The sequence below is a fragment of the Pseudomonas imperatae genome (genome assembly GCF_057128625.1).
In genome coordinates this window covers 159,919-179,069 of the sequence record NZ_JBSKHP010000004.1, presented here as the reverse complement: position 1 = coordinate 179,069, position 19,151 = coordinate 159,919, and the positions used below count along the sequence as shown (strand labels likewise).

Here is a 19,151-nt window from a genome sequence, read left to right as displayed (position 1 = left end):
AGCCACAGGCCTCCGGCCTGTTGCGGTTGCACAGTGCATAATAAAACAGTATCGTTTTGTAAGTATCAATCTGCCATATCGGAACCGCTGATGCCCGCCGTTATCTCTGCCCCCGGCGAAAAATCTCGCACGGGGCGTCCCTCTGTCTTCTCCGCAGAAGAGCGTTGCAAACGCATCCTTGAGGCGGCCGAACGGGTCTTCGCCCGCGTCGGCTACGGGGCGGCAACGATGGAGGAGATGGCTCGCGAGGCCGGCATGTCCAAGCGGACGCTTTACGCCTTCTACGCGGACAAGCGCGAGCTGTTCACTGCGGTGATTGGCGACGTGGAGGGCTTTTCGGGAAAGCGCCCACATGTGCCGGCGGTGGCCGGCCGGGATGCCCTGATCGTGGAACTGCACGACCGTCTCCTGGAGATGGCTCGGTTCGCGTTGTCCGAACGGCAGGTCAGGATCACCCGGCTGATCGTTTCGGAGGCCGGGAACCATCCGGAGCTGGTCGTCGATTTCTGGTCGCGGATCGTGATGCGGGTGCAGGCCTACCTCGCAGATGGCCTGAAAGAGCTACAGCGTGCGGACGAGAGATTGCTCGCGTATGACGCGAATTGGCTGACCAGCTCGATCTTTGGGGCGATTCTGAGCGATCTGCATTTGCGGGCCCTTTTGGGTCGACAGGAGAGCGATGAGTTCGGAAGCCTCGCCGATCATGTTGCCAGCACACTGGCCTTGATGGGGTTGGATCTGCCTTCACAGCGCTTGCCAGTTCGTCCGACGCGCAAGCATTCCGGTTCCGATGGCAGGCGGCGGCATCGGAACACATGAAATCATATTGAGAGAAACGGGCGGGGATGAGCACCAAGAACTACTATGACATCAATGTCTATGATGCGGCCAAGGCCCGTATCCGGCTGATCTTCGAGAATTTCGAGCGCGTATGTGTGGCCTTCTCCGGCGGCAAGGACAGCTCTGTCACGCTCCACCTTGCGCTCGAGGTCGCCCGTGAGATGGGGCGCGGCCCGGTCGATGCGCTGTTCATCGATCTCGAAGGACAGTATCAGGCGACGATCGATCATGTCGAGGAGATGTTCAGCCGCGATGACGTGCGCCCCTGGTGGATTTGCCTGCCGATCAATCTGCGCAATGCTTCCAGCCTGCAGGAGCCTTACTGGTGCGCCTGGGAACCGGGCCGCGAGGCGGACTGGATCAGGCCGATGCCAACCCATCCGGCCGTCATCAACGATCCCGGCCAGTTTCCCTTCTACCGCCATCGCATGGAGTTCGAGGAATTCGTTCCCGAGTTTGACGAGTGGCTTGCTCAGGATGTTCCGACCGCCTTTCTGGTCGGCATCCGGTCCGACGAATCGCTCAATCGCTTTCTGGCGGTCAAGCGCCGCGCCAGGGTGAAGAAACGCGCCTGGACGCCCCCTGGTTCGCATACGCCGGTCCAGTGGAGCGCAAAGGACCAACCGGACAGCCGCGCCGTCACCTTCTTTCCCATCTACGACTGGCGGTTCGAGGACCTCTGGCGGTACGTCGCCGAGCATGGCCACGCCTACAACCGGCTCTACGATCGCATGCATCTGGCGGGCGTTCCGTTTTCGCAGATGCGTATTTGCCAGCCCTATGGCGATGATCAGCGCAAGGGGCTCGACCTGTTTCACAAGCTGGAGCCGGAAACCTGGTTCCGCGTCGTGCAACGTGTCGCCGGCGCGAACTACGCCGCGCGGTACAGCCGGCAGCGATTCCTCGGCTATCGCGGCGGGATGGGGTTGCCACCGACTTTCGAGACCTGGCGGCAATACTGTGAATTCCTGCTGCGAAGTATGCCGGGGCCGCTGCGTCAGGTCTATCAGCGCCGTATCGGAGTCTTCATCGACTGGTGGGAGAAGCACAACTACCCGCTGTCTTCCTGGCCCGATGCCGGCATTCCTGAGCTGGAAAACCGTAAGGCGCAGCCCTCCTGGCGTCGTGTCGCGCTGTCGCTGCTCAAGCAGGATATGGCGCGATCACTGTCCTTCGGTTTCGCCCGCCAGGACATCGACACGCTGGCGCTGATCGAGGGGCAATCATCATGAAGACCTTCGCAAAATACGACTTTACCCAGATACGTTCGGCCGATGGCGAGGCGGCGTTCTTTTCCCATATGGGGTACTTCTTCGCCAGCCCGAGCGTTCGGCGCGAATGCGGGGGCTATCCGCTCAACGATGGACCGCTGTATCGCTGGTTCATTGTCCGCCGCAAGGGCGAGGTTCGCGTTCTGGGCTTCATCAGCATCGAGCAGCGCTCCGATATCGTGCGCCTGCGCGAGGGCTACCTGCGCGCCGAGGCGCGAGGCCGGGGGTTGTTCGGTGAGCTACGCCGCCAGGTTCTGCAGCATGTCGATGGGCTGGGCCTGAGCTGCACGGCGCGCGTGCAGCAGACTACTGCAAGGTTCCTCGAACCTCACGGATTCAACGTTCAGTCCTCCCGCGGAAGCTGGGTGACTTTGGAGAGACAGAAATATGCCGCAAGTAATCAACCTGACGAATCGGGCCGAAGCCCTGTTCACCGAACTGGACAGCCTGCCACTGGCGAGGAGAGTCGAAGCCATCAACCAGATCCGTCTGCGGCTGCACGAGCATAGCCCGTTCGCCGATGAGCCGGTGGACTGCGTGCAGTGGGTGCGGGGGGAACAGGTCGAGGCCAATGACTACAACCCGAATTCCGTCGCGACGCCGGAAATGAAGCTGCTCGAATTGTCGATCGACGCGGATGGCTTCACCCAGCCCATCGTCACTCATCGCGAGCAGGAGGAGAGCCATGTCGTGGTCGACGGTTTCCACCGCCAGAAGATCGGAAAGAAGCAGGGTCCGATCAGGAAGCGGCTGCACGGCTACCTGCCGGTGGTCACGATCCGAAACGGGCGCGCCGCTACCGCTGACCGGATCGCAGCCACCATCCGCCACAACCGTGCCCGCGGGGTCCATTCGGTGCTGCCGATGACCGACATCGTGGTCAAGCTCTTGCAGGCCGGATGGAGCGAGGTCGACGTAGCCCGCGAGCTGGGCATGGACGATGACGAGGTACTGCGGTTCAAGCAGGTATCCGGCCTGCCTGGCTTGTTCAAGGACCATGACTACTCCAGGTCATGGGATTAGAGGCTGCTTTGCCTTGGGAAACGCAGGTCACCTTGGCGCGTTGCTGACCGCATCGGCGGGGGCCTCGACGTTCGTGCCCTGGTCGGTATCACCATCGGCGGCTAGCAAATCCAGCGCGGACAACAGCGCATCGCCTTCCACGGGACCGGGCAGGACAAGTGTACGACCGCTCTGGTTGTCGCTGAGCCTCAGTGTCGGGGTGGCGGTGACGCCATCACGCGAACCTTCGTTGGCTTGCGCCTGAATGATTGCCTCGGTGCGCGTGCTGTCCAGGCAGGTCTGCATTGCCGGCGTGAGTGCCGGGTAACGCACGTTGTCAGGTATGCCGGCCCCGTCGCTACGGGTTTGCTGGTAGATCCAGGTGACTGCCTGCCAGAACGCGGCGTGGCCTTCGGCTTCACCCGCGCATTCTGCCAGTCGGGCCTGCCGTGTCGCTGCCGGCTCGTGCATGGGGAGCGGCAGATGATGCCATTGCAGGTTCGTCTCGGGGTTCCGATCGACCCATGCTTTGAGCAGTGGGTAGTAGCTCTTGCAGTATGGGCATTCCAGATCGGCGTACAGAACCAGTGTAAAGCGTGCGTCGGCGCTGCCGTACCGCCATGGCGGTCCCGCTTGAAAACTTTGCGAGACGGCGTTGTCCGCACTGGTTTTTGCAGGTGAGCCGGATTGGCTCGCCAAATACCAGATCGCCACAAACAACAAGGTGAATGCAAGAGCCATCAGGGGCCCCAGCATGCGGCGAAAGGGAAAACGAGAGAAAAGAGAAGATTGCATGACAGGTTCCTGATCGCCCACCGCAAGGTCGGGTTGCTTCACGCCGGTTCGTCACCACAGTCGAACACAACCGTCCCGTTCCTGATGCAAACAAAGCGAACTTGAGCGAACCGGGTTGTTGTTGGTCCGGTGCGTCTATCTGGCCACGATGCATGAAAGCCGATGCCCAAATGGTCCGGTGCCGGTGTCTCCGGGTCAGAGGTCGATGCTGTCTGAATGGATTGCACTGCGGTTCAAGTTCGGGCCGAACCAGTCGATATGCAAATAAAACATCCCGTTCCGGTCATGCAACTGACAGCGCCAGGGAGAGAAAAACGGTGCTCAGGAGGGGCTTGCAGCTTGGGCGGTCTGCGATGGGAATCACCCATTATCAATATTATAACAGCCAAAGAGTTGGAAATGCACTTGGTTGGTGCGAAATCCCTTCTTAAAGTAGAAGACTTTGTAGTGGCATTACGGAATTAGTTGAATTGCCGTACTGAATTGATTTGAAGAAGGGGAATTATTTAGATGCTTGATGGCAGCTATGACAGCCTGTTGGTGCTGTTCTCGTTGGCGATTGCCATATTGGCATCCTATACCACGCTGGTTGTTGCAGGCCGTATCGCGACATCGTCTGGTCGTCCTGCCCGGTGGTGGTTGGCAGGCGGCGCCACCACCATGGGGATCGGCATCTGGTCGATGCACTTCATTGGCATGCTGGCCTTCGATCTGCCGATCGACCTCGGCTACGACTTACTGATCACGTTGTTGTCGCTCCTGTTCGCAGTCGCCGCCTCGGCGTTTGCCCTCTGGATTGTCACGCAGGAAACGTTGACCTATCGGCTGCTTGCCGCCGGCGCCCTTGTGATGGGAGTTGGTGTAGCTGGTATGCACTATACGGGCATGGCATCCATGCGGATGATGCCGGGCATCGTCTATGACGGCGTGTTGTTCGGATTGTCCGTGCTCGTGGCGATCGCCGGGTCTGCGGCAGCAATATGGTGTGCTTTCATACTGCGTCGGCGTTCGGCGAAAGTGGGCTGGCTCCGCTTCGGCGCCGCCGTTATGATGGGCCTGACGATCGCCGGCATGCACTACATCGGCATGGCTGCAGCGGGCTTTCCCGATGGCAGCATTTGCGGCGCGGCGCAAGGTGGTGTGCAAGCCCAATGGCTCGCCCTGACCATCATTCTGGCTGCGCTGGCTGTACTCGCCATCGCGCTGATCGTATCCGTGCTTGATCAGCGCATGGCGTCCCGTACTGCCGTGCTGGCAAAAGAGCTGGCTGAGGCCAATGAGGAGCTGACGTACCTTGCTCTGCACGACAACCTCACCAAGTTGCCCAACCGTGTGCTTCTCGAAGACCGACTGAGCCAGGCCATGGAGCGTGCGCGCCGGGAGAAAACCCGCTTCGCGCTGATGTTCATGGATCTGGATGGATTCAAGGCAGTCAACGATGCCTACGGGCACCTGTTGGGCGACATGCTTCTTGTTGCCGCCTCTGGCCGCATCGTCGAAAACACGCGGAGAAGCGACACCGTTGCGCGCGTTGGCGGTGACGAGTTCGTGGTCCTGGCTCAGGTGGACGAACCAACCGATGCCGGAGTCCTGGCCAGCAAGCTGGTGACCGCGATCGGAGAGACATACCTGGTGAACGGACAAGAACTTTATGTGTCCGCGAGCATCGGGATCGCCATCTACCCGGGCAATGGCGAAAGCCAAGACGAACTGCTGATGAACGCCGATGCCGCGATGTATCACGTGAAGGGAGCAGGTCGCGCCGACTACTGTTTCTTTGATGCATCAATGACCGCCAATGCGCACGGCCAGGTACAACAGTTGCAGGATTTACGCATGGCACTGAAGCGCAACGAGCTGATTCTCTACTACCAGCCAAAGTTCACGGCTCCGCATGGTCCGATTACGGGCCTGGAGGCGCTGCTGCGCTGGGTGCATCCCGTCCATGGCTTGCTCAGCCCGGTGAACTTCATTCCGCTGGCCGAGAAAACGGGCCTGATCGTGCCTATCGGCGAGTGGGTGCTGAACGAGGCATGCCGGCAGATGGCCGAGTGGCGGGATGAAGGGCAAGAGGAATGGACCATGGCGGTCAACGTCTCGGCGGTGCAACTCGCGCATTCGGGCCTGGTCGAGGCCGTGCGCGGGGCTCTGGATCGCCACGGACTGGAACCGCATCGGTTGCTACTGGAAATTACCGAGTCGACGGCCATGCGTGACGTCGACAGCAGTCAGGCCATCCTTCAGAAACTCCATGACATTGGCGTTCGCATTTCTATCGATGATTTTGGGACAGGCTATTCCAGCCTGTTGTACCTCAAGCGCTTGCCGGCGACGGAACTCAAGATCGATCGCTGCTTCGTGCATGACCTTGCCTGCGGCACAGAGGATGCTGCCATCGTATCGGCCATCGTCGCCCTGGGGCAGAGGCTTGATCTTCGGGTGGTTGCCGAAGGCGTGGAGACGGCCGAGCAGCAGGAATTCCTGACCAGTCTCGGCTGCGATACCCTTCAGGGGTATCTGCTGGCGTACCCGATGCAGGCGGATGAGGTGATTACTCTGTCGAACAACGGCGAACTGTCTGACGGCAGGCCTGCGGCCCCAGATGAAATGTGAACTGGTCTGATCGGCAGGGCCAATCCGAAGCCACCGGGCAGTTCGCCGTTCAGTCCAGTGCGTCCAGGGGTAAAGAGTTGATACCGCGCGCCCGGTCGATTTTTTCCGCGACCTTGAAGGCGGCATCGAGTTCGCTGATGCCGAACTGCTGCATCAACTGGTAGCGCTCGGCTTTCTCTTCGGGCTCGGTCATGGCGAGCGCCAGGTACAGGCTCGGTGGCACGGCGCGGAACAGCAGTTCCATCGATTTGGACAGGATCACCCCTTCGGTGAATTTTCCGGCTTCTTTCCTCGCCGAGAGCATCAGCGCTTTCTGCGATGGATTGAGCTCGCGGAAGCGGGCGATCTTCTCCACTTCGTCGGGCGGCATGCTGAGGCATACCCACCATTCGATCATGTTGAGCATGGGCTCCGCCGCCTTCGGCAGGTCGTCGAGATTCTGTGTCGCGAGCCAGTACCAGGCCCCCAGCTTCCTCCACATTTTCGTGATTTTGACAACGTAGGGAGCAAGCAGCGGGTTCTTGGTGATGATGTGGCCTTCGTCTGTCACGTTGATGATGGGGCGGCCGAGGAACTGATCACGTTCGGCGATGTTGTTCACCGTGTTGATCAGGCTGATGTAGGCGATGGAGAGCTGCGCGTTGTAGCCCTCCCGCGCGAAGGTCGCAAGATCAACGATGGTGATGTCGGCCTCCGGCCACGGTGTGCCGGGCCTATCGAACATTTCTCCATCGATCCCCTGGCAGAACATGTCCATCGCATCCGCCATTTCCAGCAGGCGCGTGCGGCGCGTTTCGGGCAAGGTGGGATCGCGGCCGCGCTCGCGCAGCGCATCGCGCACGTCGCGCGTCAACACCGTACGCTTCTCCGACACGCAGCGCTGCGCGGCCTCCAGGATGCATTGACGGATCAGGCTGCGATCGGCCCGCGTCATTCGAGCCTCTTCCTTGTCCTCACCGCCTGTGATCATCAGCCGGGCGGTAATTTCCAGTTCGCCCAGCACGTCACGCTGCTCGTCGCCTTCCGTCGATTCCTCTTCTCCAGTGTCCTCGTCCAGCGCATCAGCATCAAGCGTCTGCACCTGGCTCGGCGTATCGACAAGACGCCATGCGTCGGCGAACGGCGCGAGGCTTACGCCGGCACCTGGCGACAGCTTGACACGATGCACGGTGAGGCCCAGCCGCGCCGCAAAATCACCGAACAGGCCGAAGCTGTTCCCGGCCTCCACGATGAACATCCGCGGCCGGTAGATCGCGGTGACCTGGTTGAGGATGTTGTTAAGGGTCGCGCTCTTGCCCGAGCCCGTGGGCCCGAACAGGAACAGGTGCGCATTCATCTGCCGATCGAGCCGGTTCAGGGGATCGAACGTGACAGTGCCGCCGCCACGGTTGAAGAATGTGATGCCCGGATGGCCGGTTCCCTGGCTGCGTCCCCAGACCGGCGCCAGATTGGCCGCATGCTGGGCAAACATCAGCTGGGTGTACCACTGCCGCTTGTCCTTGCCGGGGTCGTAGACGCAGGGAAGCCAGCGCAGGTAGCTGTTGAGCGGCGCAACTTCGTCTTCCTCGCGCACCGGCTGCAGGCCGGCATTGAGCAGGACATTGCCGAGTTGCAGGCCGCGCATATCGAGATCGGCGAGGTCGCGGCCACGCAGGTAGAACGCCAGCGAAGCGCGATAGAGCTTGTGCGAGCTGCCGATCAGCCCGCGCGCCTGCTGCACGTCCTTCAGCGCCTGTTCCGATGCCAGGGTTTCGCCGACCGCTTTCTTCGCCAGATGGTTCAGATGGGCTTCGAGAATGTCCTGCGGGGTGATCACCAGCGTGAGGCACATGGTCGTGTCCTCGGGCATCTGGTCGAACAGGGCATTGATGGCGTCGCCGCCTTTGCGGGTTTCGCCGGTCAGATGGCCGGTTGCCGGCGGCGTGCGCAAGCGGTCAAGCACGATGGTGCGATGGGGCATGCCGTCGAAGAACCAGAGGCCGTTGTCGACATCGGATCTCGGCTGGCCGAAAAACAGCCGCTGCGCGAAATCGGTGCCGCTGGCAAGTTCCAGTTCGTCTTCTCCGGTCGCTTCCGGATAGGAAGCCAGGCGATAGAACCGTTCACGGTCTTCGTCTGTCGGGCCCAGCAAGCTTGGTCCAGGATTGAACCAGGGCAGCAACCAGGCATGGATGGCAGCGGCATCGAGGCGGTGCGCCTGCACGCCGGCATTGGCGAGGCCGCCGGCCAGGCGTTCGCAGACGACATTCAGCGCCTGCTCGGGCGATTGCCCGCGTCGGGCCGGCGTATTGCCGACGCGCCGGTAGACGACCAGCCGAACGCGCCGCGTCTGCCCGCGCCAGGGCAGCCGTGTGACCGTGCGGTCCTCGAACAGCCCTCCCTGCCTGGAGACGGCGCGCAGATGGTGGCCGAAGAAGCGCAGGTAGAACTCCGTGAACGCGCTTTCCTTGGCCCGGGGCTGAAGGTAGTTTTCAAGGGTGGAAAGATAGCGGTTCCAGTCGGCGTCATCCTGGGCATACAACTGGAGCACCCAGGGGGACTCGTCCAGTTCATCGAAACTGTCCTGGATCGCGTTTTCCAGCGCATCACGGACCTGTGCCAGCCATGAGGATTCCCGGCCTTCCGTACCGATCGGCATCAGCTCGAAGAATGCGGCGACAGAAGCTCCGTCCTCCAGCAGCATGCACCTGGACTCCGGCAGATACTCTACCCACGGCAGCAGATCGGCAAAGGACGGCGAAACGTCGTACAGCGCCTGCTCGTCGGCCAGCGTCGCGGACCTGCGCCTGGTGTCCCGCTTGCCGGGTTCAGGGATGCCGTGCGCCTGCAACTGCGCGAGGTAGCGCTCCCATGCGTCCGGTGGAGCATCTGGCGAGGAGCCATCGGTATCGGGCGACGAAGCATGGCGCTTGAAGAACGGCCAGTCCATCAGTAATCCTCGGTCCGTTCGCCCGGCATGGCGTATTGCACGCGCTGGTACAGCGGGAAGACGGTGGTGTAGCCGGGGACAGGCACCGGATCGGTGCCCGCGAGATGGGGAAACACGTACATCACCAGATCGGGATTCGGCAGGCGTTGGAACTGCCGGTAGATTTCGTTTTGCGCCGTGCGGGTGTAGCTGGCATTGACCGCCGGCGCGGCCTTCACATCGACTTCGGTCAGCGGGCGGCGCAGCGACTGTCTTGCATCGAGCAGCTGCCGGGCGGTCTGGCCGCCGCGGGCGTTGCCGCCGGTTTCCTCGTTCCAGATATCCAGCATGCTCTGCCCATCGTGAGGCAGCAGCTTTTCTTTGCTGGTCGAGCAACCGCCAAGCGCCACGGCGATGACCAGCACCGCCAGGCCGTTAATCCAGATCCTGTGCATCAGAAGCACCTCCGAGACGATGATCGACCTTGCGCCCCTTCGGGTCGTAATCGATGGTGAGGGGTTGTTCGAGATGAACCGCGACTTTGGCGCCGGGCTTGACGTACACGGCTGCGAACGCCTGGCCATAGAGCTTGTTCACCCACTGCGACATGTCCTGGACGCCACCGGCCAGGATGCGGCCCATCGCTTCGTTGCCGGAAATGCCGACCGTGCCAAGCGAGCCGTTGTTGTTGGCGACCACCGCCACGCTGCCGTTGTCCGACTTGATCAGCGACGCCGCACCCGCTCCGGCCGCGGTGATCAGCGCCTGGGTGCCCAGGTATTGCTGGGCGTTGCTGCGCCGTTCACCGCTCACGCAGGGAATGCCGTAGGGATCGCTGATCCAGCCGAGGCCATCCTGCGTGCTGTTGCCATTGGCGTTGCTGTTCTGCTGGCGGTTGCCGCCACGCTCGCCGTCCTCCGGCACCGTGCGGATGGTGCCGTCATGGAACACGAAGGTGACCGAGCGGATCTGCCCGCGCACGCAAGAGAGCGTCCAGTCGCCCGACGCCGTGCCGCTGACGACCGCGCCGGCGACATCGGGAATATCGATGCCGTTCGCAGTCAGGTTGTCCGGGCCGATCAGAACTTTGAAGGGATACGGATCGTTCACCGTCCCGTCGATCGGGACGCGCCCGATCAACGCCGTCATCGAAATCGAACCCATCAGCGTCGCGTTGGTCGGTACGGTATAGACCGGCCTGGCGGTGGAAATGCCGGCCGCCTTGGCTCCGGCATCCGCGACCGTCTCCCGGGTGGTGTCCAACGTCTTCTGTGCCGGGCCGAAGCTGTTCGGGAATGTGAAGCTCCCCGCTGTGCCGGGGCTGCGGCTTTTGCCATCGCTGCGCGCATCTTCCGGCTCGATCCAGCGCACGCCATCGGTTCCGAGCCCGGCGCCATCGCCAGGTTCAAGGCCAAGACCGACAGGCAGATCGGCATGGCCGTTCTTGCCGCTCAGGTTTTCGAACTGGCGCTGCAGGTCCTGCAGCAGGCCCTGGGTTTGCTGGCGTTCGCTGGCGACCTGTTCGCGGTCATTCTTCAGCTGATTGCGCTCGGTCTCCAGGGCGCTCTGGATACGGCGATCGATGGCGCCCTCGCGCTGACGCAGGCGTTCGTTCTCCGCCTTCTGGGTCTTGTTGTCCGTCAGCGCCGTCTGCAGTTCGGTGCGCAACTGCCGGACCTGACCGACCAGGGTGGCCACCGTATCCCGCGGCGTGTCGCCTTCGATGCCAAGTGCTCTCGCTTCTTCCGGTGTGAGCTGGGTTCCGCCGTCCCGGCCAGGCTGACTACCTCCGCCGGAAAACAGCTTGACGCCGACGAACACCAGCAGCAGCGCCATCGGGATCATCAACCACTTGAGCAGGCCATTACCTTTCATGACGGCCTCCATCCTTGCGGGCCGGTGTTTGGGGTTCCGGCAGGTTCAGTGCGGCATTGACCGGACTGATCGTCGGCAGCAGCGATTCGGCCAGACCGTGCCCCTTCGTCACCAGATAGACGACCGAGGTGTCATCGGGGGTGCCGGCCGGACCCAGCGTGTTGTGCTGGAACGCCCCGGTCATGAAGTCGCCTTGCAGGTCGCGAGGGTCGAGAGAGAGCCAGCGCTTCGAGGTGTTGTTCAGCCGTACCGCCGTGACCCACAGGCCATCGAGCCGCCAGGCAGCGAGCGCACGCGCACGCACCGGCAGGGTCGGCAGCAAGGTATCCAGCGGCAGGTTGCGTTTCAGATTGACGCGCGTGATGCCGGACACCGGCTCGACAGTACGCAGCGGCGCATAAAGGTTCTGGGCCGCATAGCGCGTCAGCACCACGGGAACGGGCGTCTCGCGAGCCGTGCGGGACACCGCTTCCTGCGTGCCGTTTTCGTCGCTCTTTGCCGCCGCCGCGAGGTCGCCGTAACGGGTCGGCGCGCCTTCGGCTTCGACGATGCGCACCGGCTCCAGCGGCGCTTGGCCGGCCGGTGCAGGTTCGGCTTCAATGTCCAGCAGGATCAAGGCGCCGCTGTCAGCGTCCTGCAATTGCAGCCGGGTGGGCTCGATCGGCTCGCTGGCCCGCAGGTAGATCGCGCCGCCGGCGCTCTGGACACGCAGGCGGCCGGCCAGCGATGCGGGGACGCCGACGCGGACATTGCGGTCGATGAAGACGACGCGCTCCTGGTCCACATGCAGGGACACCGCCAGCGGTAGCCGCTCCCAGCGCAGGATTTCCAGCGCCTGGGCCGTGATCGGCAAACTCGTGGTCACCAGCAGTCCAAGGGCATAAAGGACATGTTTCATGGCGTCTCTCCCAAAGCGCCGCCGGGCCCGCCGGATGTCGTACCGGTCGGTGTCACGAGGTCGGGGGTGGTGATGCGCTCCGGCGCACCGTTGTAGCAGTCGATGGCCAGACCGAATGGGTTGCGTTCCGGATCGAGGTCCGAGCGCACGACCTTGAGGGGGTAGCGCACCAAGGCGCGTTTGACCTGTTCGGAGCCGTAGTATTCGTCCGCGGTGACGTCGAGCGTGACGATCCAGTCGCGGTCCGAGACCGCCTTTACCCGCAGCGTGGGGTCTTCGCCGTAGCCTCGTCCGGGGATCTCGTAGATCCCGCGTACCCGCTGACGCAGCTCGCCGGCCGTGCGGCGATACTCGTAGTCGTGGCGCAGGAAGCTCTGGCAGGATGGCGTGAAGTACGGTGACAGCACATGGATGTTGCGGGCGTAGTCTTCATCACCGTTGACGGGCCAGCGCTGGAGTTGCTGCCAGATATAAAACGAGAAGGAATAAACTGACTCTGGCGGCACCTCCCACCATTTCCGGGTGCTGCCCGAGCGCAGGTCCGGTGGCACGTGGATGGTCAGGTCGCGCGGTGCGTTCCACCAGCCGACCCCCATCACCAGGGCTACCAGGAGCAAAGCGCCCGCGCCGAGGCGCAGGGTCTTGATGTGCGCCTGCAGGTGGGTGATCTCGTTCTTGAAGCGGCTCACGAGGTGGCCCTCCGCCGTGTGGTCCAGTAACCCGAACGGGTCACCAGGTCGCGGCCGCCGATGAACTGGGCCAGGCCCGGATGCCGTTGCGCGATCCACCATTGGATTTGCCGGTACAGCCAGGTGTCGGGCCTGCCGCGCTTCTGGCGGCGCAGCATGCCGCCGCCAGCGAAGACGCCGACGGCGATGCCGAGCACGATGGCGGTGGGCGCGATGGCGATCATCGAGAAGACGAACGCCAGCGGAATCCCCACGGACAGGCCGGCCGCGCCCGACAGGCCGGCGCACACCCACAACTCATCCGCCGTGAGGCCGCGCACGACCACGGGATGGCGATTGAGGCGATGCGGCAGGAACGCTACCGTTCCGTCAGGCCGGACGTCCTGATGCTCAGGCATGTTCGACCCTCACAGAACGCCGGTGGCTTCGGTGAGCAGCCAGATGCCGACGACCAGGAGAACGGCGCCAACTGCAACGGTCAGGCCGAACTGTCCCCACGTTTTGCGGCCTGTGTGGATTTCGGCATACGTGCCGTAGGCGTGGTAGCACACGCCCACGAACATCGACGCGACCACCAGCAAGGCGATCAGCATCACGATGTCGTAGCCGTAGTTGCGCAGCGTATCCATGATGCCCGAGCCCGTGCCGCGCGACGGGTCTTCAAGCGTGGGCAGGCCCTGGGCCTGGGCGAGTGAACTCAGCATGGCAAACGCCGGCAGGGACGCCAGGACTGCGATGCGCGTGGAGCGGAAGGGATGCGAAACCGGGTTCATGATGTGAGCCTTTGCGTTACGAGAGGAGGAAAAAAGTCAGCACGACGTACATCGCGACAAAACGCACCGCGACGCCGAGGAACTGACGCTGGGAAATCCGCTGCTCCGACCAGCCGACATAGGCAGTGCGCAGCGCCCACACGCCCCACAGCAGCAGGACTGCGAACACCGCGCCGACCAGCACGACGGATACGGCGGATGGGGTGAAGCCGCCGTTGGCCTGGAAGGCGGTGATCTGGCTGGCATTCATTTCTTCGGCTCCTGTTCGGAGTCCTGTCGGTAATCGCCCTGCAACGCCGCGGGGTCGCGCGGCTGGGCGCGCTGCGGCGTCAGGTAGTCGTTGATGCCGGCCCGCATGCGCTGCAGGTCAGCGGCAAGGCGCGTGTAGTCGAAGTGATAGCGGGCGCGCTCCTGCGATGCGGTCGCCGCGGACTGCTTCGCGAGGCGATCGAGCAGGTCCAACTGGCGAACGACTGCCGCCAGATGTTCCTTCTCATTGCTGTCGTCGGCCGCGGTCGCCGGCAGAGCCGTCGACAGGCCGGCAAGCAGCAGCGCCGCGAGCGCGCTGCGCCTTGCAAGTGCCGAGCGGTTGGACCGTGCCATCGTGCTTTCCCCGTTGATGCGTAATGGCTTTATGCTGAGGCGGAGAGCGCGTGAAAGCCGCAAACAATGGGAACTGGCGACTCACCACATTCTTGGGATGCCGGGGTGTGCGTGCGTCTGGAGGCGCACATGAGGTATCGGCTACGGTCGGTTCTGGGTGCTCTGCAAGGTGTCGGAGCGCGGCGGGGGGATCGAATGCGGCTTGTACGCTCGCGTTGGAAACAGGCACGCAGGAAACGCATAAAAGCATCCTGATGAGGGTGCTAATCTGGCAATTTCGCTCTGTTGGGAGCGGTTATTGAAAGTTTTGGCAAGGAGTGCAATAATCTATCTCATGAAGACAGATAACGAAGATAGGCGCTCCCATGAGAGCGATAAATTAGATGTGCCACTGCCGTTGCCTGTCGAGCGTGCGATCCGCAAGCTCGGCAGCGACGTCGCGCTGGCGCGCAGGCGCCGCCGGATTTCGCAGGCCTCGCTGGCCGAGCGGATGGGCGCATCCGTGTCTACCGTCCGGCGCATGGAAAAAGGCGATGTGCGCGTGCCTATCCACTTCTTCGCCCGCGCCCTGCATGTCTTCGGCGAGATACAGGCTCTGGCCGGGCTGCTGGATACCGCGCGCGACGACATCGGCCTGACCTTGATGGACGAACACCTTCCCAAACGCGTGCGCAGCAAGCCGCCGACATCGGGGGCACTATGAAATCCGCAGTTTCGATACGCCAGCAGATCCAGGTCTGCATCGGCAAGGCCAGCACGCCTGTCGGCACCCTCGCCTATGTCAAGCAGGGGCGCCGCGAAAACACCACCTTTGCCTACGACCAGGGCTGGCTGGCCAACCCGGACGGATTCAACGTGTCCGCCGACCTTGCGTTCCATTCAGGCTATCAGCCCCGCCGCGCGCCGTCAGCGCACGATTCGGTCTTTCACTTCGCCATTGCCGATACGGCGCCGGACGCGTGGGGACGCCGGGTCATCGCGCGGGACCACGCCAAGCGCCGCAAGGACAACGCAGCACTCGCACCGCTGACCGAGCTGAACTACCTGCTGGCGGTCGACGACTTCAGCCGGGTGGGCGCGTTGCGTCTGCGCGATCAGGATGGGCGCTATTGCAGGACGGTCGATGAAGGCCGGCGCAGTACGCCGCCGCTTCTGGAGCTGCAGCGTATCTACCAGGCCAGCCGCGCGGTCGAGCAGGGCCAGGAAAGCACCGAGGATCTGCGCTACCTGCAGGGCAAGGGCACCTCGCTTGGCGGCATGCGTCCCAAGAGCACGGTGGTCGATGAGGATGGCGCGCTGGCGATCGGAAAATTCCCGAGTGTGGGGGATGCGCGCAGCGTGGCGAGGTGCTGGCCCTGTGCCTGGCGCAGCGCGCCGGCATCGATGCCGCGCCTGCCCGCATCGTCGAGATCGAGGGCACGCCGGTCGCGGTCATTCGCCGCTTCGATCGCGATGGGGTCGATGGACGTATTCCGTACCAGTCCGCTGCATCCCTGCTCCAGGCCTCACGAGAAGAGGACCGGAGCTATACCGAGATCGCCGACGCCATCCGTTCCGTGGGACATTCACCAACTGCGGACGTGCAGCAATTGTGGCGGCGGCTGGTCTTCAACCTGCTGATCACCAATGTGGATGACCACCTGCAGAACCATGGTTTTCTGCACGTCGAAAAGGGGCTTTGGCGGTTGGCGCCGGCCTTCGACATCAATCCCTTCCCTGATAAGGATCGGGAATCGAAGACCTGGCTGTCGGAGCAGGATGGACCGATCACCGACCTTGAGATGCTGCTGGCCCGAAGCGCCTATTTCTCATTGAGCAGGAACGATGCGCTGGCTGTGCTGGCGGAGGTGCATGCCGCCGTGCTGGATTGGCGGCAGGTTGCGCGGAGTGCGGCGGTGGGACTGCGCTTGAACGAGCTGGATGACTTCGCGCCGGCGTTCGAGCATGAACAGATGTCGCTTGCGAAAGCATTGCTCGGCTGATTCAGTCTGGAGGATATGGGCGCGAGCAGAAGCGCCCGTTTTCGCTGCGTCTAGTAAGGGTACTTGCCCGAGAAATTCAAAGCACTTCCGGGATGAATTCGCTCGTAGATTTCTTGCCGATGAACATCCACTTCCCTCGGCGCGGTCGTTCCGAATTTAACTTGCTGGCCGTTGATGCCAAGAACGGTGACAGTGATGTCGTCGCCGATATGGATGGTCTCGCCAATGCGGCGCGTCAAAATGAGCATATGGCCCTCCTTGCTGGCGATTTATGCTGCTTTTCGGAAAATCCGTCTGCGACCGAAAGAAAAAGCCCGCCAATGAAAGCGCGGGCGGGGGGCTCTGGTGTTGGTCGCTGTTCCACTCCGGGCTCCCTTGTTTTGAAGTACCGGGTGGAATTTCATCATGGCAGAAGTATTTGGTTTTTCATAAATGTTTTCACAGATCAATAAGTGGAAATTGATCGTTATAGCCGATCAATTTTTCCGATGAAAGTTGAATCGGTTCTATACGCAAACGACGCGACTACAAATACTTCTTGAAGTTACCGGCTGCGCTGTCTGTCCATGAGCGCCGTGCTAGACAGCAAGATGAGCAAGAGGCTACGCTCACTGGTGGCGTCAGGCAGATCACCCATGGCGGCACTGCCAGAAGCATCTACGATGCTTTGGCGCGAACTCCAAGGATCTGCGTCACCTGGAGGACAAGGGCTGCTATTTGACGACTGGATGTCGATCTTGTCAGTCAAAAAGAAACCGCCAATGGATCTCTTCTCACCAACTGCTCATATGAGGCCCCGATTTCTTTCCGTGAAGAAACACCAGAATATAGCTTTTGATAATTTCGGGGACTGGTGTTCAATACGTTCCTGAAGTGATGTCGCATGGTCGGTAGGCTACCAAAGCCGCTGCGTTCAGCAATTTCTTCCAGAGAGAATTCGTCTTGTTCGAGGAGGTCGCAAGCGATACGAAGACGCTCCCTTAGAAGCCAGGTGCTGGGCGGCATTCCAGTCAATGCTTCGAACCGTCGCTGGAAGGTTCGAAGGCTCATGCCCGCCTGCGCGGCGAGATCTTCAACCAGGTGGGTTTGGCTCAGATTTGCCCGCATCATTTCGATAAGGCTTCCTATGCGGCTTGCTTCATAAGCCTTGGGAACCGGCTGGGGAATGAACTGGGATTGCCCGCCTTCCCGATGCGGGGGCATAATGAGTCCTCTGGCCACTGTGTTGGCACGTTTCACTCCAAAATCCTGCCGGACGATATGAATGCACAAGTCCATACCCGCTGCGCTGCCGGCCGCAGTAAGCACGTCGCCTCTATCCACGTACAGGACATCCGGGTCGAACTCGATCAGAGGAAATTTCCGTGCGATCGTATCGACGAAACGCCAATGAGTCGTTGCTTTGCCATTATCCAAAAGTCCCGCCTCAGCGAGAACGACAACGCCCGAACAGAGGGATGCGATGCGCGCTCCGCACTGATGAGCCTCTTGCACAGCTTCAACGACGTGGCGATCGACGGGAGAGGAAATATCGGGCCAGCCTGGCACCACGATGAGGTCGGCAGTCTTGAGCGCATCCAATCCATGTTTGATGAAAACGGGTAAGCCGCCGCTGGAACGGATGGTGCCTGGACGAACCGCCGCGCACCCGAAAGTGTACCAGTCATCACAGAAATCCGGTCGCGGAAGCCCGAACACCTCGTAGGCGATCCCGAATTCGAAGGCCAGCAATTCGTCTGCAATCAGGCAGACGACGTTGGGTCTCGCTCTTCTCGCATGCTTACCGCTCATACTGCCACCCTCTTTGAGAATATCCCCAGCTTGACTGTTCTGCATTGTCCAGAACTGATTTTGCGATCTTAACGGTTGTCGCGCCGCGAGGAAACGCAGCGCGACGCTGCGACACGCAGATCAAGCGGTCTCGATACGTTCGGTCTTAACGGCCGAGCGGTCCAGCCTGCCCCATCTGTCGACCGGTTTCCACTCCTCCTCGAACTTGCGGTTGCCGATGGTACGAGCCATTCCCGGAAGGAATACCTTCATCTGGCCACCGTGAGGATTGGTGTTGCCATACCAGCGCTTATCCAGCGGATCGCTGGCTAACTGGTATCGGGTGTCGGATGTAAGGCGGCAGCGATTGACGCGGGAGCGATTATCGAGAGAAGCATGCACGAGCCGAACATCGAAGCACAGAATATCACCCGCGCTGAAGGCGGATGTGAGCCAGCGCCCACCGATCGACTCCTGGACGGCCAGCGGGTTCTCGCTCAGCCAACCGACCTGGTCCTTGTCCGCATCCTTGCCCCAGTATTCCGTCAGCTTAGGCGATTTATGGCTTTTTTCCAGCAGTACGATCGGCCCTTCGTCGAGAGCGACGTCGCCGATCGGAATCCAGGTCGTCCAAACATTGCTGGTGCCCCCCGAAACATAGATATTGTCGGAATGAATCCCCGTTCCCTCACCTGGACGGACGAAACGGGGCCACTTGAAGTCGAAGGTTCGGACCTTTCCCCCCAGAAGCTTCTCGTAGATCCCCATGATACTTGAGTCCTGCGTCAGTTCCTCATAGGCGACGCCCCGCCTAACACTCTCCGTGAAGGCAATGAGATTGACGTTCCCAATGAAGCTATACTCTTGGAGTGTCGCATCCATGACGTCATGGTTGACGCCGTCAATCTCGCCAATGATGGCGTACTTGAGCAGTATTTCCCTGCGCGCCCGCAGGACCTTCTCGCGGTCGACGAGACCGCGGAAGAGCAGATAGCCATCTTCGGCCATTCGTTCCCGCAGGTTCGCTTCGTTCCCGACGATATCGGTCGAATCCCGCAGGTCGCCGAAGCGGGCCGGATCGGCGTCCAGTTTCATGCCCCTGCAATACAGTTCCTGTTCCATCGCTATGTCC

At 61.7% G+C, this 19,151-nt stretch carries 20 protein-coding genes and 1 pseudogene; 8 read left to right on the top strand and 13 right to left on the bottom strand.

The genetic code is table 11. The features are described from left to right. Positions 1-90 precede the first annotated feature (90 nt). From ACWKWX_RS07215 to ACWKWX_RS07200, 4 genes are read left to right on the top strand one after another with little or no spacing between them, the layout of a single operon-like run. Positions 91-819 (top strand): TetR/AcrR family transcriptional regulator, encoded by a 729-nt coding sequence (locus ACWKWX_RS07215; RefSeq protein ID WP_483827352.1) that lies wholly within the window; start codon positions 91-93, stop codon positions 817-819. A gap of 26 nt (positions 820-845) precedes the next feature. Further along, positions 846-2,072, top strand: a complete 1,227-nt coding sequence (locus ACWKWX_RS07210; protein WP_483827351.1) for a phosphoadenosine phosphosulfate reductase — start codon at positions 846-848, stop codon at positions 2,070-2,072. Continuing rightward, positions 2,069-2,620: a GNAT family N-acetyltransferase gene (locus ACWKWX_RS07205; RefSeq protein WP_483827350.1), complete on the top strand. Its 552-nt coding sequence runs from the start codon at positions 2,069-2,071 to the stop codon at positions 2,618-2,620. The genes ACWKWX_RS07210 and ACWKWX_RS07205 overlap by 4 nt, the downstream gene beginning before the upstream one ends. Then, entirely contained in the window at positions 2,511-3,134 is a 624-nt protein-coding gene (locus ACWKWX_RS07200) for an IbrB-like domain-containing protein (RefSeq protein WP_483827436.1), read from the top strand. Before ACWKWX_RS07205 ends, ACWKWX_RS07200 begins: the two co-directional genes overlap by 110 nt. A gap of 27 nt (positions 3,135-3,161) precedes the next feature. Here ACWKWX_RS07200 and ACWKWX_RS07195 read toward each other — a convergent pair whose 3' ends face one another. Then, positions 3,162-3,908 (bottom strand): DsbA family protein, encoded by a 747-nt coding sequence (locus tag ACWKWX_RS07195; protein WP_483827349.1) that lies wholly within the window; start codon positions 3,906-3,908, stop codon positions 3,162-3,164. Between the two features lie 510 nt (positions 3,909-4,418). Here ACWKWX_RS07195 and ACWKWX_RS07190 point away from each other — a divergent pair. Continuing rightward, complete coding sequence (locus tag ACWKWX_RS07190) at positions 4,419-6,521, top strand: putative bifunctional diguanylate cyclase/phosphodiesterase (protein ID WP_483827348.1); 2,103 nt, start codon at positions 4,419-4,421, stop codon at positions 6,519-6,521. Between the two features lie 49 nt (positions 6,522-6,570). Here ACWKWX_RS07190 and ACWKWX_RS07185 read toward each other — a convergent pair whose 3' ends face one another. Genes ACWKWX_RS07185 through ACWKWX_RS07145 form a run of 9 tightly spaced genes read right to left on the bottom strand, consistent with a single transcriptional unit; the run spans position 6,571 to position 14,267 of the window. Then, entirely contained in the window at positions 6,571-9,450 is a 2,880-nt protein-coding gene (locus ACWKWX_RS07185; protein WP_483827347.1) for a conjugative transfer ATPase, read from the bottom strand. Continuing rightward, a complete protein-coding gene (locus tag ACWKWX_RS07180) occupies positions 9,450-9,884 on the bottom strand; it encodes a TIGR03751 family conjugal transfer lipoprotein (protein ID WP_195314625.1) in 435 nt (144 codons plus the stop codon). Before ACWKWX_RS07180 ends, ACWKWX_RS07185 begins: the two co-directional genes overlap by 1 nt. Beyond that, positions 9,865-11,304, bottom strand: coding sequence for a TIGR03752 family integrating conjugative element protein (locus ACWKWX_RS07175; protein WP_195314624.1), 1,440 nt, complete (start codon positions 11,302-11,304; stop codon positions 9,865-9,867). The genes ACWKWX_RS07180 and ACWKWX_RS07175 overlap by 20 nt, the downstream gene beginning before the upstream one ends. Next, entirely contained in the window at positions 11,294-12,202 is a 909-nt protein-coding gene (locus tag ACWKWX_RS07170) for a TIGR03749 family integrating conjugative element protein (RefSeq protein WP_483827346.1), read from the bottom strand. Before ACWKWX_RS07170 ends, ACWKWX_RS07175 begins: the two co-directional genes overlap by 11 nt. After that, the gene (locus ACWKWX_RS07165) at positions 12,199-12,891 is read right to left on the bottom strand and encodes a PFL_4703 family integrating conjugative element protein (RefSeq protein ID WP_483827345.1); all 693 of its coding nucleotides are present in this window, start codon (positions 12,889-12,891) and stop codon (positions 12,199-12,201) included. The genes ACWKWX_RS07170 and ACWKWX_RS07165 overlap by 4 nt, the downstream gene beginning before the upstream one ends. Next, positions 12,888-13,289: a TIGR03750 family conjugal transfer protein gene (locus ACWKWX_RS07160; protein WP_483827344.1), complete on the bottom strand. Its 402-nt coding sequence runs from the start codon at positions 13,287-13,289 to the stop codon at positions 12,888-12,890. The genes ACWKWX_RS07165 and ACWKWX_RS07160 overlap by 4 nt, the downstream gene beginning before the upstream one ends. A 9-nt stretch (positions 13,290-13,298) precedes the next feature. Further along, complete coding sequence (locus ACWKWX_RS07155; protein ID WP_483827343.1) at positions 13,299-13,664, bottom strand: TIGR03745 family integrating conjugative element membrane protein; 366 nt, start codon at positions 13,662-13,664, stop codon at positions 13,299-13,301. Positions 13,665-13,680: 16 nt separating this feature from the next. After that, a complete protein-coding gene (locus tag ACWKWX_RS07150; RefSeq protein WP_023100970.1) occupies positions 13,681-13,914 on the bottom strand; it encodes a TIGR03758 family integrating conjugative element protein in 234 nt (77 codons plus the stop codon). Then, positions 13,911-14,267, bottom strand: coding sequence for an integrative conjugative element protein, RAQPRD family (locus ACWKWX_RS07145; protein ID WP_483827342.1), 357 nt, complete (start codon positions 14,265-14,267; stop codon positions 13,911-13,913). Before ACWKWX_RS07145 ends, ACWKWX_RS07150 begins: the two co-directional genes overlap by 4 nt. A 334-nt stretch (positions 14,268-14,601) precedes the next feature. Between ACWKWX_RS07145 and ACWKWX_RS07140 the strand changes: the two genes are divergently transcribed. From ACWKWX_RS07140 to ACWKWX_RS07130, 3 genes and pseudogenes are all read left to right on the top strand, one after another. Further along, positions 14,602-14,970 carry a helix-turn-helix domain-containing protein gene (locus ACWKWX_RS07140; protein ID WP_483827341.1) on the top strand — a complete coding sequence of 123 codons (369 nt, stop codon included), beginning with the start codon at positions 14,602-14,604 and terminating at the stop codon, positions 14,968-14,970. After that, positions 14,967-15,224, top strand: a pseudogene (locus ACWKWX_RS07135) (hypothetical protein); the annotation flags it as partial. The gene ACWKWX_RS07140 and the pseudogene ACWKWX_RS07135, both read left to right, overlap by 4 nt. A 389-nt stretch (positions 15,225-15,613) precedes the next feature. Beyond that, positions 15,614-16,249 carry a type II toxin-antitoxin system HipA family toxin gene (locus ACWKWX_RS07130; RefSeq protein WP_483827340.1) on the top strand — a complete coding sequence of 212 codons (636 nt, stop codon included), beginning with the start codon at positions 15,614-15,616 and terminating at the stop codon, positions 16,247-16,249. A 50-nt stretch (positions 16,250-16,299) separates the two neighbouring features. On the opposite strand, the gene csrA is transcribed toward ACWKWX_RS07130, so the two are convergent. The 3 genes from csrA to ACWKWX_RS07115 all read right to left on the bottom strand — a co-directional run bounded on the left by csrA (position 16,300) and on the right by ACWKWX_RS07115 (position 19,141). Beyond that, positions 16,300-16,497 (bottom strand): carbon storage regulator CsrA, encoded by a 198-nt coding sequence (gene csrA / locus ACWKWX_RS07125; RefSeq protein ID WP_483827339.1) that lies wholly within the window; start codon positions 16,495-16,497, stop codon positions 16,300-16,302. Positions 16,498-16,993: 496 nt separating this feature from the next. Beyond that, positions 16,994-18,040, bottom strand: a complete 1,047-nt coding sequence (ftrA, locus tag ACWKWX_RS07120; protein ID WP_483827338.1) for a transcriptional regulator FtrA — start codon at positions 18,038-18,040, stop codon at positions 16,994-16,996. Between the two features lie 120 nt (positions 18,041-18,160). Next, positions 18,161-19,141: a phytanoyl-CoA dioxygenase family protein gene (locus ACWKWX_RS07115; RefSeq protein ID WP_483827337.1), complete on the bottom strand. Its 981-nt coding sequence runs from the start codon at positions 19,139-19,141 to the stop codon at positions 18,161-18,163. Positions 19,142-19,151 lie beyond the last annotated feature (10 nt).